14 protein-coding genes are annotated in these 13,238 nt (G+C 44.9%); 8 read left to right on the forward strand and 6 right to left on the reverse strand.

Annotation, left to right across the window (positions count from 1 at the left end; translation table 11 throughout):
- The first annotated feature begins 9 nt into the window (after positions 1–9).
- The 4 genes from NL647_RS12765 (at position 10) to NL647_RS12780 (ending at position 3,694) form a co-directional block, all read left to right on the forward strand.
- Positions 10–918, forward strand: coding sequence for a metal ABC transporter permease (locus tag NL647_RS12765; RefSeq protein ID WP_017819516.1), 909 nt, complete (start codon positions 10–12; stop codon positions 916–918).
- A complete protein-coding gene (locus NL647_RS12770; protein ID WP_005450714.1) occupies positions 911–1,765 on the forward strand; it encodes a metal ABC transporter permease in 855 nt (284 codons plus the stop codon). The genes NL647_RS12765 and NL647_RS12770 overlap by 8 nt, the downstream gene beginning before the upstream one ends.
- A gap of 558 nt (positions 1,766–2,323) precedes the next feature.
- Positions 2,324–3,229, forward strand: a complete 906-nt coding sequence (locus tag NL647_RS12775; protein ID WP_253650232.1) for a manganese-dependent inorganic pyrophosphatase — start codon at positions 2,324–2,326, stop codon at positions 3,227–3,229.
- A 75-nt stretch (positions 3,230–3,304) separates the two neighbouring features.
- The gene (locus tag NL647_RS12780; protein WP_005437260.1) at positions 3,305–3,694 is read left to right on the forward strand and encodes a DUF2750 domain-containing protein; all 390 of its coding nucleotides are present in this window, start codon (positions 3,305–3,307) and stop codon (positions 3,692–3,694) included.
- Between the two features lie 103 nt (positions 3,695–3,797).
- Here the strand turns inward: NL647_RS12780 and NL647_RS12785 are convergent, their stop codons facing one another.
- From NL647_RS12785 to pspF, 6 genes are all read right to left on the reverse strand, one after another.
- Positions 3,798–4,580: an ABC transporter ATP-binding protein gene (locus NL647_RS12785; RefSeq protein WP_005450710.1), complete on the reverse strand. Its 783-nt coding sequence runs from the start codon at positions 4,578–4,580 to the stop codon at positions 3,798–3,800.
- Positions 4,577–5,572: an oligopeptide/dipeptide ABC transporter ATP-binding protein gene (locus tag NL647_RS12790; RefSeq protein ID WP_005450708.1), complete on the reverse strand. Its 996-nt coding sequence runs from the start codon at positions 5,570–5,572 to the stop codon at positions 4,577–4,579. The genes NL647_RS12785 and NL647_RS12790 overlap by 4 nt, the downstream gene beginning before the upstream one ends.
- On the reverse strand, positions 5,572–6,459 hold the full coding sequence (locus NL647_RS12795) for an ABC transporter permease subunit (RefSeq protein ID WP_005450707.1): 888 nt from the start codon (positions 6,457–6,459) through the stop codon (positions 5,572–5,574). Before NL647_RS12795 ends, NL647_RS12790 begins: the two co-directional genes overlap by 1 nt.
- Positions 6,446–7,408, reverse strand: coding sequence for an ABC transporter permease subunit (locus NL647_RS12800; RefSeq protein WP_005450705.1), 963 nt, complete (start codon positions 7,406–7,408; stop codon positions 6,446–6,448). The genes NL647_RS12795 and NL647_RS12800 overlap by 14 nt, the downstream gene beginning before the upstream one ends.
- Positions 7,408–9,027 (reverse strand): ABC transporter substrate-binding protein SapA, encoded by a 1,620-nt coding sequence (gene sapA, locus NL647_RS12805; RefSeq protein ID WP_253650233.1) that lies wholly within the window; start codon positions 9,025–9,027, stop codon positions 7,408–7,410. The genes NL647_RS12800 and sapA overlap by 1 nt, the downstream gene beginning before the upstream one ends.
- Positions 9,028–9,504: 477 nt before the next feature.
- On the reverse strand, positions 9,505–10,515 hold the full coding sequence (gene pspF, locus NL647_RS12810; RefSeq protein WP_253650234.1) for a phage shock protein operon transcriptional activator: 1,011 nt from the start codon (positions 10,513–10,515) through the stop codon (positions 9,505–9,507).
- Positions 10,516–10,748: 233 nt separating this feature from the next.
- Between pspF and pspA the strand changes: the two genes are divergently transcribed.
- The 4 genes from pspA (at position 10,749) to NL647_RS12830 (ending at position 13,238) form a co-directional block, all read left to right on the forward strand.
- Entirely contained in the window at positions 10,749–11,420 is a 672-nt protein-coding gene (pspA, locus tag NL647_RS12815) for a phage shock protein PspA (RefSeq protein WP_005450697.1), read from the forward strand.
- A gap of 14 nt (positions 11,421–11,434) precedes the next feature.
- Positions 11,435–11,668, forward strand: coding sequence for an envelope stress response membrane protein PspB (pspB, locus tag NL647_RS12820; RefSeq protein WP_005450695.1), 234 nt, complete (start codon positions 11,435–11,437; stop codon positions 11,666–11,668).
- Positions 11,661–12,050, forward strand: a complete 390-nt coding sequence (pspC, locus tag NL647_RS12825; RefSeq protein WP_005450693.1) for an envelope stress response membrane protein PspC — start codon at positions 11,661–11,663, stop codon at positions 12,048–12,050. The genes pspB and pspC overlap by 8 nt, the downstream gene beginning before the upstream one ends.
- A gap of 156 nt (positions 12,051–12,206) precedes the next feature.
- Positions 12,207–13,238 carry an efflux RND transporter periplasmic adaptor subunit gene (locus tag NL647_RS12830; protein WP_005450692.1) on the forward strand — a complete coding sequence of 344 codons (1,032 nt, stop codon included), beginning with the start codon at positions 12,207–12,209 and terminating at the stop codon, positions 13,236–13,238.

The raw sequence follows: 13,238 nt of genomic DNA on the forward strand, positions 1-13,238 counted from the left end.
TTCATTTTTATGGATTATTTACTCGAACCTTTTCACTATGGCTACATGGTGAATGCCATGTGGGTGAGTGCATTGATTGGCGGTGTCTGCGGCTTTCTGTCGACTTACCTAATGTTGAAAGGCTGGTCACTCATTGGTGATGCACTTTCTCACTCGATCGTTCCTGGGGTTGCTGGTGCATATATGCTCGGCTTACCTTTTGCCTTTGGAGCGTTTTTGTCTGGTGGTCTTGCTGCCGCTGGAATGTTGTTCTTGAGCCAAAGAAGCAAATTAAAAGAAGATGCCATCATTGGTTTGATATTTACGTCTTTTTTTGGTCTGGGGTTATTTTTAGTTTCACTTTTCCCTGCCGCAGTGAATATTCAAACTATTGTATTAGGTAATGTGCTCGCCATCACGCCGACCGATACATTCCAGTTAGTTATTATTGGTGGTATCTCGCTTGCCGTTATGCTCGTCAAATGGAAAGACCTAATGGTGGTCTTTTTCGATGAGAACCATGCCAAGAGTGTCGGACTGAACCCGACCCGATTGAAAGTGTTGTTTTTTACGCTTCTAAGTGCATGTACTGTCGCAGCGTTGCAGACCGTTGGTGCTTTTTTGGTTATTGCGATGGTTGTTATTCCAGGGGCTACAGCGTATTTAATGACTGACCGATTTTCACGCGTGATTGTTTACGCTGTTGCAATTGGGTCTCTAAGTTCATTCGTTGGTGCCTACGTCAGTTACTACATTGATGGCGCGACTGGCGGGATCATCGTTTTACTGCAAACAGCTTGTTTCTTGATGGCATTTGTTTTCGCACCTAAGCATGGTCAAATTGCGATTAGACGTAAAAGCAAACAACAAATCGCAAAAAAGAATCGTGAATCAGCGTCTTCAATGCCTATGATGAATAAGGAGCACAAAAATGCTTGATACACTCCTTATGCCTTTTACCTTCACATTCATGCAGCAAGCATTCTTGATTGTTTTGCTTGTTTCAATTCCAACGGCTTTATTGTCTTGCTTCCTTGTATTGAAAGGTTGGTCGTTGATGGGGGACGCCATCGCGCACTCGATTCTTCCTGGTGTGGTGATTGCCTATATCCTTGCTATCCCTTACACCGTTGGCGCGTTTGCTGCGGGTATATTTTGTGCGCTTTCAACAGGCTACTTAAAAGAAAATAGCCGTATCAAAGAAGACACCATTATGGGCGTAGTCTTTTCTGCCATGTTCGCGCTTGGTCTCGTATTGATGACCAAAATCGAAGTAGGCGTCCACCTAGATCATATCTTGTTTGGTGATGCACTAGGTGTGAGTTGGGCGGACATCATTGAAGCCGCAATCGTCGCTTTACTTGTTGTGCTTTTTGCGGTGTTCAAAGGAAAAGATTTGTTAGTTTTCGTATTTGATTACCAACACGCGCAAGCAATTGGTCTGCCTGTTAAGTTTCTCCATTATGGTTTGCTTTCGTTACTATCGTTAGCCATTGTCGCTGCACTTAAGGCTGTTGGGATGATCTTAGTTATCGCGATGCTGATTGCTCCCGGGGCAACTGCATTCTTACTAACGCGCCGTTTCCACAGCATGGTGTTGCTTGCCTTATGTATGTCACTGCTGAGTGCTTTTCTTGGTGTGTACTTGAGCTTTTTCATTGACAGTGCACCAGCGCCTACCATCATTCTCATCATGACGCTGAAGTTTATTATTGTCTTCTGCTACACCAGTTATAAAAATAGGAAAGTGGAGTTTAAATCTGGCGACACGATAGAACAGTTTTAAACCAGACTTTTCATCAAAGCCCAAGTATTGAATTGCTTGGGCTTTTTTCGTTGTCACTACTATACCCAAGTAACCTCGAGATGCTAGGTTCAGCGAGACTGACTTGGTTTGTAGACGCGGCGGCGATTTAAAGGTTTTGTGGGTCTAAATCAAGAATCGGCAACAAAGTATACAAGCCAAGGCTCTTATATTTGCAAGGAGCGCCCTTTGGGAGCGTGTCTTTGACTCGCTTTTTTAGTCAAACAAATGGCTGCGTCAAACAACTTGGAAAGAGCTGGCTATTACACTGCGTTGTTTTCCTTGCTCTCGAATCAATGACAACGCTCTGAGTCCTGCATCTTGAAGTCACTTGGGTATAAACGACCTCTATTGAATGAATCCTGTGTGTTGTGCTTGTCGGGGGAATTTATTGAGTCTTTTTTACGTTTTGAAATTAGGACAAAAGCAAAATTTCAGGTAAAGTAACCGCCTTTGTGAGCAAACTCGCTTCCTTGGTGCAATTCGTTACGTAATTCACCCCGTTAGGAAGCCATCAAATTGACTTGAATAGGAAGAGACATGATTCTAGTTGTAGGTCATAAGAACCCAGACAGTGACAGTATTTGTAGTGCACTAGTTGCAACTGAACTTCTAAAGGCGCGTGGTGTTGAAGCAATGCCAATTCGTCAGGGCGAAATTAACCGTGAAACTCAGCACATCTTAGAAGTAGCTGGCGCAGAAGTTCCTGAGCTACGTACTTCAGTTGCGGGTGAAACAGTTTGGCTAGTAGATTACTCAGATCTAGCGCAAGCACCAGACGACATCGCTGAAGCTGAAATCGCGGGTATCGTTGACCATCACCGTCTAGGTGATGTGATGACAGTAAACCCAATGGAAGCATGGATCTGGCCTGTTGGTTGTACTAACACAGTACTATTCAACATGTTCAAGATTGAAGGTCACGAGATCACACCTCAAATCGCTAAGCTAATGATGTCAGCTATTCTATCTGACACTGTTGGTTTTGCTTCTCCAACTTGTACTCAAAAAGACAAAGACGCTGTTGCTGAATTAGCGGCAATCGCAGACGTGCAAGATGTTGACGCATTCACTAAAGATCTTCTAATTGCTAAGACAAACATCGAAGGTCTATCTGCTGCTGAGCTTGTTGAAAAAGACCTGAAAGGTTACCCATTCAACGGTCGTGACGTAGTTGTAGGTCAGGTTGAGCTTGCAACTCTTGAGCAAGTGGATGGCATGATCGATGCGCTAGAAGCTGAGCTAGAGGCGCGTTGTGCAAACGACAACCTAGCATTCGCGGCAGTGATGCTAACAGACATCACTACTGCTCAAACTCGTCTTCTATACAAAGGTGAGTGGGCTGAGAAGCTTGTTAAGCATGAGAAAGATGGCATGCTAATGATGGAAAACACGCTAAGCCGTAAGAAGCAAGGTTGGCCTTGGCTTCAAACTGAGCTTGCGTAATTTCATTGTTACCAGTTTATACTTTAGATGCCCGCCCTTCGGTGGGCATTTTTCTATGGGAAATAGGAGACGACTATGTCTGAAGCATTAACCCAAGAGCAGATGGACACCATTAACCGCTACAATGAAGAGCAGCGTTTGAAATACTGCGTAAAAGAAATCGTAGCGAACCGCAAAGTGTGGATTCTGAAAGACGAACACGGTTGTGTCATGCTAAACACAGAAGATGACGATTGTGTACCAGTTTGGCCAAACGAAGAGTTTGCACAGCAATGGGCAACGGGTGACTGGGAAGAATGTGAGCCGGAAGCTATTTCATTGAACAAGTGGCACAGTCGCTGGACGTCCGGTTTAGAAGACGATGAGCTCTCTGTCGTGGTTTTCCCAAACCAGAATGAAGAAGGTGTTGTTCTTTTTCCTGACGAATTTGATTTTGAACTGCGCAAACAAGAAAGCCGTCGCTAATTGGGTCGAGTCGCGTCTTGATATCCAGTAATACTAAAAAGCCTGCGTTGATGCAGGCTTTGTTATTTTTGTCAGTAATTTACGATTTTCTGAGAGACAAGGATTAGTGGCTTGGCGCTTTGTAAAAGTGACTCTCGACCAATCGTTGAGTAATAGCGTGCTCTGGATTGGTAAGTACTTGGTTAGTTTCACCAAACTCCACAACTTCGCCTTCGTGCATCACCATCACTTTGTCGGTAATGTGTTTTACGATCCCAATATGCTGAGATACATAAACAAAGGACAGTCCCATCTCTTCTTGCAGCTCTAAGAAGAGGTTGATGATCTGAGAGCGCATCGCCATGTCGAGACCATTGAGTGCTTCGTCAGCCACAATGATCGAAGGCTGAAGGATCAATGCACGAGCAAGGCACACGCGTTGTTTCTGACCTGCTGCGAGCATTTGAGGGTAGAAGTACGCATGTTCCGGCAGCAGACCAACTCGAAGTAAGGTTTCTTTCACACGCTTCATACGTGCATCTGGCGGCATGTTCGTGTTTCGCTTTAACGGACCTTCCAAAATTCGACCTATCTGAATTCGTGGGTTCAAAGAGGTGTTTGGGTCTTGGAAAATCATGCGAATCAGCTTACAGCGCGTCGAGTAATCTTTGTGTTCGAGACGTTCACCGTTCACTCGAATCTCACCGGAACTCGGCTCAACAACGCCAGCTAACATACGTGCTAGCGTCGACTTGCCTGACCCATTTTGTCCGATAAAGCCGATAGTTTGCCCCGGCTCTAAACTGAAGCTGACCGGCTTTACTGCCTCTTTGACTGTGCGTTTGAACAGACCTGAGCGCGTGACAAACTGTTTCGATAGGTTATCGACTTCAAGCAACGCACTCATGAATGTTTCTCCGTGTTCAATGGGAAGTGGCAGTTAAATTTATGGTTCTTAATTCGTTTGGTATGCGGAATTTCGACACATTGTCTTTGTGCATAAGGACAACGAGGTCCTAAACGGCAACCAATCGGTAAGTGCTGCAACGGAGGGATTGAGCCTGGCAGCGATTGCAGTTTCTGTTTATGAGGAATCCAATCATTGAAATCGGGCATCGCTTTTAGCAGCGCAGCAGTATAAGGGTGTTTAGGTGCTTCGATGAGTTTATCGGTATCTGCTGATTCCACCGATTGACCACAGTACATTACGGTAATGCGATTTGCCCATTGTGTAATGGTCGTCAAGTCGTGCCCGATCAACACAATGGTGGTGTTGTTGAGTTGGTTCATACGACTCAACAAACGCAAGATTTGCGATTGTGTAATTGGATCAAGGTCGTTTGTTGGTTCATCGGCAATCAAGATTTTTGGCTTAGTTGCAATAGCCATTGCGATCATGACTTTTTGACATTCACCATCGGTTAGCTCGTACGGGTAACTGCCCATTAAGCGTTTATGATCTTTGATACCCACTTTATGGAGTAGGGCGATGGCCTGTTTTTTACGCCACTTAAAGCGTTCCCACCATTTACCTTCAAAAGAGCGAGACGGGATCGATTCTATCAACTGACGTCCTACTTCTTCTGAGGGGTCCAAACACGTTGAAGGCTCTTGGAATATCATGGCGATGTCTCGCGCAATCACTCTTCGGCGTTCTTTTGGCGTCAGTTGAAGCAGGTCAATATTGCCAAGACGCATTCGGTCTGCGGTCACTTTCCAGTTGTCTTTACAAACGCCTACAATGGCTTTGGCCACCAAGCTTTTGCCCGAGCCTGATTCGCCTACTAAACCCCGGATTTCCCCTTCATTCAGGGTAATACTCATGCGGTCTACGGCTTTCACCAAACCTGAGGGCGTTTCAATTTCAATGGTTAAATGTCGAATATCTAATAACGGCATTATTCGATCCCCGCATTGAGAGCTTGGCGTACACCTTCACCCACTAAGTTTAGAACAACCACGGTAAACATAATGGTGAGACCTGGTAGTGTTACTGTCCATGGTGCAATGTAAATGAGCTCAACAGAGTCACCTAGAATTGCTCCCCATTCAGTACTTGGTGCTTGGGCACCTAAGCCGAGGAAACCAAGCGCAGTGATATCTAGAATAGCAACTGAGAGTGCAAGGGTAATTTCTGCGGCGATAACCGTTAATACGTTAGGTAGAATAGAGTTCCACAGCAGATAAAAATCGTTCGCACCATCCAGACGTGCTGCCATGATGTAATCTTTTTCAACCTCGGTATGCACGGCAATATAGACCGAACGGATAAAACGTGGGATCAGAGCTAAGCAGATGGCCAGAAGAATATTGAACTCACCAAAGCCTAAGAATGCCACGAAAATGATCGCGAGCAGTAGTGATGGAATAGACATCACGGTGTCGAGCAAGTGGTTTAAGGTACTGGAGAGCAGGCCTTTAGTCATGCCCGCTAAAACACCAATGAAACAACCGATCAACGCTGCTATCGCCGTAATTGCAACTGCAGCACCGAACGTCAGTTGAGAGCCCATAATAAGGCGCGAAAGAATGTCACGACCTAAATCGTCAGTCCCCAGGAAGTAATCAACCGTGCCAGCTGGTGCCCATGATGGCGGCACAAGCAATTCGCCAGATTGAGCTTGAGGATCATAAGGGGCAATTAAAGGTGCAAAAATGGTGATCAGCACAATGAAGATCAAGCACCACAAGCCAAACATTGCCAAGCTGTTCGCGCGGTAGCTACGCCAGAATCGTTCGAACTGAGTCGGAATGCGCTCTTCCTGATAGACGTTATTTGTTAGCATACCATTCCTTTCTCACCAGAGGGTTGATCATGGCACCAATCAAATCCGAAAGGATGTTGGCAGTTAAAACAAGGGTCGCCAGAACCATGACACCAGCTTGAATTGACGCATAGTCTTGATTCGAAAGAGCGTCCAACAACCAGCGCCCAATGCCTGGCCAGTTGAAGATAGACTCAGTAATGATAGCTAACGTAATCATGCTTGAAAGCTGAACCCCAACCTTTGGAATGATGGGTGGAATCGCATTGCGTAATACGTGTTGTGTCACGATCTCACGGTTTGATAAACCTTTGATTCGTGCCGCACGGATGTAGTTTTGGCTCATCACTTCTGCCACTGATGCACGCATCAAACCGATGACCTGTGTGGTTGGTGTTAGAGCTAGAACCAAACAAGGAAGAACCATATGCTCAATAACGCTTTGTAGCGCATGAGCTCGGTATTCACCTTTTGCCATAAATGCATCGATAATGGCGAAGCCTGTCACATGGTCAATTTCGTAAAGAAGGTCATAGCGTCCCGCGACAGGGAAGACATGATATTGAAGTGAAAAGACCATAATCAACATCAGCGCAACCCAGAAAATAGGGGCGGAATAACCAGACATAGAAACGAACGAGATGCTGGTATCTAACCATTTTCCTTGTTTCATGCCCGCTATTGTACCGAGTGGAATACCGATCAGCAGTGACACAACAAAGGCGAAAAAGCACAGCTCTAGCGTTGCAGGGAACACCACCGCTAACTCTTCATAGATTGGGTTGCCATTTTTGCTGATACCGAAATTGAGCTGAGACAACTCAACTAGGTAGCTTTGCCAGCCCGACCAAAACTCTACATTTGCCCAATGAGATGTTGGATCTAAACGCAAGAGTGAAAAGCCCACCAAAGTGAGAATCATCAAAGTGATGACAAATAGATTAAGACGTCTTACGGCGTACCAAAACATTAATGAATTCTCTCAACTCTATCAAAAGGTTGCGCATTGAAAGGGCTCGATTTAAAACCTTTCAGCGATTTATCGTGAACACGGAACTGAACGCCGTGAGCTAATGGGATAACTGGAAACTCTTCATTCAGAATATTCTGCGCTTGGCGGTATAGGTTCAAGCGGTAACGCTGCTGCTGTGTCTCTAATGCGAGATCGAGCAGGAAGTCAAAATCATCGTTACACCACATTGAAACGTTTAAACCCACCCGCTCAGATTCACAAGAAAGCAGCGGACGGAAGAAGTTGTCAGGATCGCCAGTATCACCAATCCAGCCAGTTAAGAGCAAATCAACATCGTTGATGGTTTCGAGCTGTGTGCGCTCAAAGCGATCATCGGTCAGTAGGCGTAACTCAACACCGATATCGGCAAAGTTAGCTTGGATAAGTTCTGCGGTTTTACGCGGGCTAGGGTTGAAAGCGCGAGGCTCTAATGGGACCCACATCGTCAGTTGCAGACCTTTCTCGTAACCTGCTTCTCGAAGTAGGGCTAAAGCATAATTACGGTCATAACGTATTTTCACGCTGTCTTTTTGGTAAGCCCAAGAGTTTGGTGGAAGCAGTGTATAAGCTTGAGTCCCCGTACCGTAATAAACCGAGTCAAGAATGTTCTGGCGGTTGATCGCCAGATTCAAGGCTTGGCGAACTCGAGCATCGCGCAGAGCAGGGTGCTCAGTATTAATCGCAATAAAGGACACGTTGTTAGCAGGTGTTGCGGTTAATTCCAGCTCTTCTGTTTCTTGGATGATCGGGATTTGGCTAGAGATCGGTGAAGCCAAGACATCGCACTCATTTCTCAGTAGCTTAGCGAGTGTGCCCGTACCACGGTGGGAAATATCGAATACGACTTGCTCCATTTTTGCCGGCGATTTCCAGTATTTAGGATGGCGCTCTAAACGAATCAAGTCGTTCACTTGATACTCTTTTAGTTGATATGGACCGGTACCGATAGGCAGCATATCAATTTGTGCTTTCTCATCCTTTGCTGTTAACTGCTGACCATATTCTGCAGAGAGAAGCACAGCATGGCTGGTGGCAATGTTTGCCAAAAAAGCAAAGTTAGGTTGAGTCAGAACAAATTTAACCGTGTGGTCATCCAGCACAATCACATCTTTAACTAGGTTTTGGAAATCTAAACCTGCAAACCATGGATAAAAACCACCACCGACGTCGTGAAACGGATGGTCTACATCAATGATTCGCTTAAAGCTAAATACCACGTCTTGCGCGTTGAATGGTCGAGTTGGTGTGAACCATGAAGTCTTTTGGAACTGAACACCACGCTTAAGATTAAACGTATATTCGGTGCCTTCTTCATTCACCGACCAGCTCTCAGCAAGGTTCGCGATGGGTTGATGAGATTTAGGATCGAGCGTGAGCAGCGTGTCATAAAGCTGAGGACTTAATGCTTCGGCTGTAATGCCGCTGTCAATTAGCTGAGGGTTGAATGTGGTTGGCTTACCTTGCCCACAAAACACAAAGCCATTCTCTCGAATATCATTGTGATCGATTTCGTCACCACAGGCGGTGAGTAAGCTAATACCAATTAGGCTCAGCGATAGTCTTATAAAAGCATTCATAATATGAAATGGTCATTGGACTTTGCTTGCTCCCAGCGCGTTATAGCACCGGGTATGACAAGCGAAAATGATCTCGCTAATTTATCACTTTTGCCAACTCGCTCCAAACATAAAATCGTTGAGCTGCAGGGTGTTAGATCAAATTACCGTATCATTTCTGGTCGTTGACCTGTTTTGCCTCTTGAAATTGCTCACAACGTACGTGCAATAGCGCCTTTCGCACCGCGGTTCGTTTTATCATTATATACCCAAGTCAACTCGCCCTTCGAGAGCGTGCTATTGACCTGGCTGCTGTGTCAAACCGCTAGGAAAGAGCCGATTATTATCCAGCGTTGTCTTCCTTGCTTGCTTTCATTAAACAGGGAACCAGAGATAACGCTCTGAATCCTGCATCTTGAAGTCACTTGGGTATAGTGATCAATTGATAGAGTGAGACATCGCTAGAGAGCAATGATAGTTAACTTGGTGCAAGGACGTTTATCCTTGACCAACTAAGCCATATTTTCTCACCATGCCTCTTAGTTGATGGTAGCTCAGACCTAACAGCTCTGCGGCTTGACGCTGGTTAAACTTGGCTTCTTCCAACGCACGGTTGAGCAATTCAATATCTTGGTCTTCTTGCCACTGCTTGTAATCCAACGGGAAGTGTATTTCTGCTTTTTGTGCGGCTTGTGGTGTTTCTGGTTCTTCTTGACTCGCAGAGTGACCCAATGCGTTCTCCCAACCCGTTTCAAATGGGTTAAAGATCAAGTGTTCAATCGGATCTGAGTTCAATCCATGACGGTATATGGCACGCTCAATGACATTCTTAAGTTCACGTACGTTACCTGGCCATTCGTAGTCTAGGAGCGATTGCTGCGCTTGCTCCGTAAAACCGACGAAGTATTCAAGTTGGAGTTCACGACACATTTTGATCGCGTAATGCTCGGCAAGAGAGAGAATGTCTTCTTTTCTTTCACGTAAAGGAGGAAGCATGATGACGTCAAACGCCAAGCGATCGAGTAAATCCGCTCGGAAATCGCCTTGTTCCGCCAACTTTGGTAAGTCTGCATTGGTTGCACACACCAAACGTACATCAGCGTTTAATGCAGTATGCCCACCAACGCGCTCGTATTCCCCATATTCAATCACACGCAAAAGTTTTTCTTGAACGAGGAGAGGAGCGGTCGCCAATTCATCGAGAAATAGTGTGCCACCCTCTGCGCGTTCAAAACGTCCTTTGTGCTTGCCTTTAGAGCCAGTAAATGAGCCGGACTCATGACCAAAAAGCTCAGAATCAATCAAACCTTCGCTTAATGTCGCACAGTTTAGGGAAAGCAGTGGTTTATCCCAACGCTTTGATAAATAGTGTAAACGTTGCGCGATGAGTTCTTTACCTGTGCCTCGTTCTCCAATTATGAGGACAGGGCGCTCAATTGGCGCAAGTTGTGATACTTTATCTAATACGGCGAGAAAAGCAGGCGATTCACCGATGAGGTTTTGCTTCATAAAATCCTTCTTATTTTCTATCTTGCCATGATTTACAGTATTGGAGTTGGTGAAATTTACCAACAGTTGGTAAAAACCATCATAGCATAACGGTATGCAACAACAACAAAATGCTTAACTTGCTGTTTATTAAGGGAAATAAAAGTTGGCACGCTACTTGTAATATCTAAATGGAGACACAAGGTGAATAACCGCCTTGTCGAGTTTTAATAGGAAAAAAGAGGAGTTCCGTTATGGGTATTTTTTCTCGTTTTGCAGATATCGTTAACTCAAACATCAGTGCATTGCTAGACAAGGCGGAAGATCCTGAAAAAATGATCCGTCTTATCATCCAAGAAATGGAAGACACACTTGTAGAAGTGCGTACTAACTCGGCTAAAGCGATTGCAGATAAAAAAGAGTTGGCTCGCAAAGTCGAAGCTCTAGAAGAGCAAATCACTGAGTGGGGGCAAAAAGCAAGCCTAGCTTTAGTGAAAGAGCGTGAAGATTTGGCTCGCGCAGCTCTGATTGAAAAGCAAAAGTTAGAGCAAGTCATTAAAGGTCTTCATACTGAGCAAACGTTGGTTGAAGAAACCATCGAGAAGCTAACCGGTGAAATCGGTAAACTAGAAAACAAAATTGCTGAAACGCGCGCTAAGCAACAAGCATTAGCAATTCGCAACCAAACGGCATCTAACCGTCGTGATGTTCAAAAACAACTGCATGCAGGTCGCACAAACGAAGCGATGGCAAAGTTCGAACAGTACTCTCGTAAAATTGACGAGATGGAAGCAGAAGCAGATCTTTACGCAAAAACTGGCAACGCAAAATCTTTAGACCAAGAGTTTGCCGAGCTACAAGCACAAGATGAAATCGAAAAAGAGTTGGCAAAACTGAAAGAACAGATGTCATCAAACAATAAATAAGAAAGGAGCCATTTATGTCGACATTTTTTATTACTGGACCATTGATTGTCTTTTTAATCTTTGTCGCTCCACTATGGCTCTTCTTACACTATCGTAGCAAACGCAAAGCAGATAGTGCACTGTCGAGCCAAGATCTAGAGCGTCTTCAGGTGCTGTCTGAGAAAGCGGAAGCGATGCAGTCTCGAGTTGATACATTGGAGCGTATCCTAGATGCAGAATCCCCAACGTGGAGACGCAAGTATGAGTAAACGAGAACTGTATCGTGACCCTGTAAACGGTAAAATCTCCGGCGTGTGTGCCGGAGTGGCAAACTACTTTGGTGCAGAAGTTTGGTTGATTCGTATCGTTGTGATTTCCGCAGCCTTGCTTGGTGGTACTTTCCTTGTCTTGTTGGCATACATTGCGATGACCTTCATGTTAGAAAAGCAGCCAATGACTTATACCGAAAACATTAAGTCGCAACAGGAACATACATTGAAGAGCAAACCGTGGCAAAAAGGGCAAAGCCCAGATCAGTTGCTCAGTGTGCTAGAAAACGACTTCAGTCGTCTTGATAATAAGATTCGAAGTATGGAAGCGTATGTCACCTCTGATGCCTATCGCGTAAACAGAGAATTTAATAAGCTCTGATAATTAATTATGAATTTATTGATAAAGCAGACCTCGGTCTGCTTTATTTTTGTCTCAAATAGCTCATTTTAAAGAAAAATTAGATTCAGATGCTCTAGAAGAATGTCATAAATTCATCTACCTTAAAAAGAATGGATGTTAAATGGATGAATTCACATGAGAAAAGCGCTCATTCCAATCGCTGTCATGACGGTTCTTTCGGGGTGTGGTAAAGAGCTGCCACCAGTCCCTGAACCCGAATCTCGGCCCGCCAAACTCTTCACTGTTTCTGTAGGCAATGCTCAGTTTGAAAGACATTTTCCTGCCACTACAGAAGCTGGTGATCGAGCAGTACTCGCATTTCGTGTCCCTGGTTTGCTTCAATCGATAGAAGTAAACGCAGGTCAAATGGTCAATAAAGGCGATGTGCTTGCCGTGCTCAACCCCGATGAGTATTCACTACTCGAAAAACAAGCCCGTGCAAATTACACCCTTGCTGACGTTCAATACGAGCGTTCGAAAAAGCTTCGTAAAGAACAAGTGGTCTCGGAACAAGATTTTGATGCAGCAAAAGCCAATCACAACTCGGCCAAAGCCCAGTGGAATCAGGCAAAAGCAAACCTAAGATACACCAAACTTGTTGCCCCTTATGACGGCACGATTTCTTATCTCCCAGCAGAAAACCATGAGTATGTGGCGGCAAAAGAAGGCGTCATGAATATTCAGACTAACCAAGTAATGAAGGTACTGTTCCAACTGCCTGATCACTTGTTAAGTAAATTTACTCAAGGTGCAAATGCGTACGCCTCCATGACGTTTGATGCATTCCCAGAGCGTTCTTTCGAGTTAACCTTCCAAGAAATTGATACTGAAGCAGACCCTAAAACTGGTAGTTACAAAGTCACCATGGTAATGGAACGACCAGAAGGGGTGGGGATATTGCCGGGTATGTCCGGTAACGTGCATTTAGTTTCTGAAAATGCAGGTGCCACCCGAATTCCAAGCTCCGCGATATTTACTGAAGATGGCAAAACCTGTGTTTGGCGTGTCAATGACCAAGGTATTGTTGAGAAAGTGTCTGTCGCGTTAAACGATAAGCAGCAAATCGAGGAAGGACTGCAAGATGGTGATCAAATCATTATCTCTGGCGTGAACGTGATCGAACCGGGTATTAAGGTTCGAGAATGGGTTAAGGAGCGAGGGCTGTAA

Source organism: Vibrio sp. Y29_XK_CS5 (assembly GCF_024181835.1).
GTDB lineage: Bacteria > Pseudomonadota > Gammaproteobacteria > Enterobacterales > Vibrionaceae > Vibrio > Vibrio harveyi.

Bases quoted from the DNA above. Each gene is read 5' to 3' on its own strand.
- NL647_RS12765 (WP_017819516.1), top strand. From the start codon at position 10: ATGGATTATTTACTCGAACCTTTTCACTATGGCTACATGGTGAATGCC.
- NL647_RS12770 (WP_005450714.1), top strand. From the start codon at position 911: ATGCTTGATACACTCCTTATGCCTTTTACCTTCACATTCATGCAGCAA.
- NL647_RS12775 (WP_253650232.1), top strand. From the start codon at position 2,324: ATGATTCTAGTTGTAGGTCATAAGAACCCAGACAGTGACAGTATTTGT.
- NL647_RS12780 (WP_005437260.1), top strand. From the start codon at position 3,305: ATGTCTGAAGCATTAACCCAAGAGCAGATGGACACCATTAACCGCTAC.
- NL647_RS12785 (WP_005450710.1), bottom strand. From the start codon at position 4,580: ATGAGTGCGTTGCTTGAAGTCGATAACCTATCGAAACAGTTTGTCACG.
- NL647_RS12790 (WP_005450708.1), bottom strand. From the start codon at position 5,572: ATGCCGTTATTAGATATTCGACATTTAACCATTGAAATTGAAACGCCC.
- NL647_RS12795 (WP_005450707.1), bottom strand. From the start codon at position 6,459: ATGCTAACAAATAACGTCTATCAGGAAGAGCGCATTCCGACTCAGTTC.
- NL647_RS12800 (WP_005450705.1), bottom strand. From the start codon at position 7,408: ATGTTTTGGTACGCCGTAAGACGTCTTAATCTATTTGTCATCACTTTG.
- sapA (WP_253650233.1), bottom strand. From the start codon at position 9,027: ATGAATGCTTTTATAAGACTATCGCTGAGCCTAATTGGTATTAGCTTA.
- pspF (WP_253650234.1), bottom strand. From the start codon at position 10,515: ATGAAGCAAAACCTCATCGGTGAATCGCCTGCTTTTCTCGCCGTATTA.
- pspA (WP_005450697.1), top strand. From the start codon at position 10,749: ATGGGTATTTTTTCTCGTTTTGCAGATATCGTTAACTCAAACATCAGT.
- pspB (WP_005450695.1), top strand. From the start codon at position 11,435: ATGTCGACATTTTTTATTACTGGACCATTGATTGTCTTTTTAATCTTT.
- pspC (WP_005450693.1), top strand. From the start codon at position 11,661: ATGAGTAAACGAGAACTGTATCGTGACCCTGTAAACGGTAAAATCTCC.
- NL647_RS12830 (WP_005450692.1), top strand. From the start codon at position 12,207: ATGAGAAAAGCGCTCATTCCAATCGCTGTCATGACGGTTCTTTCGGGG.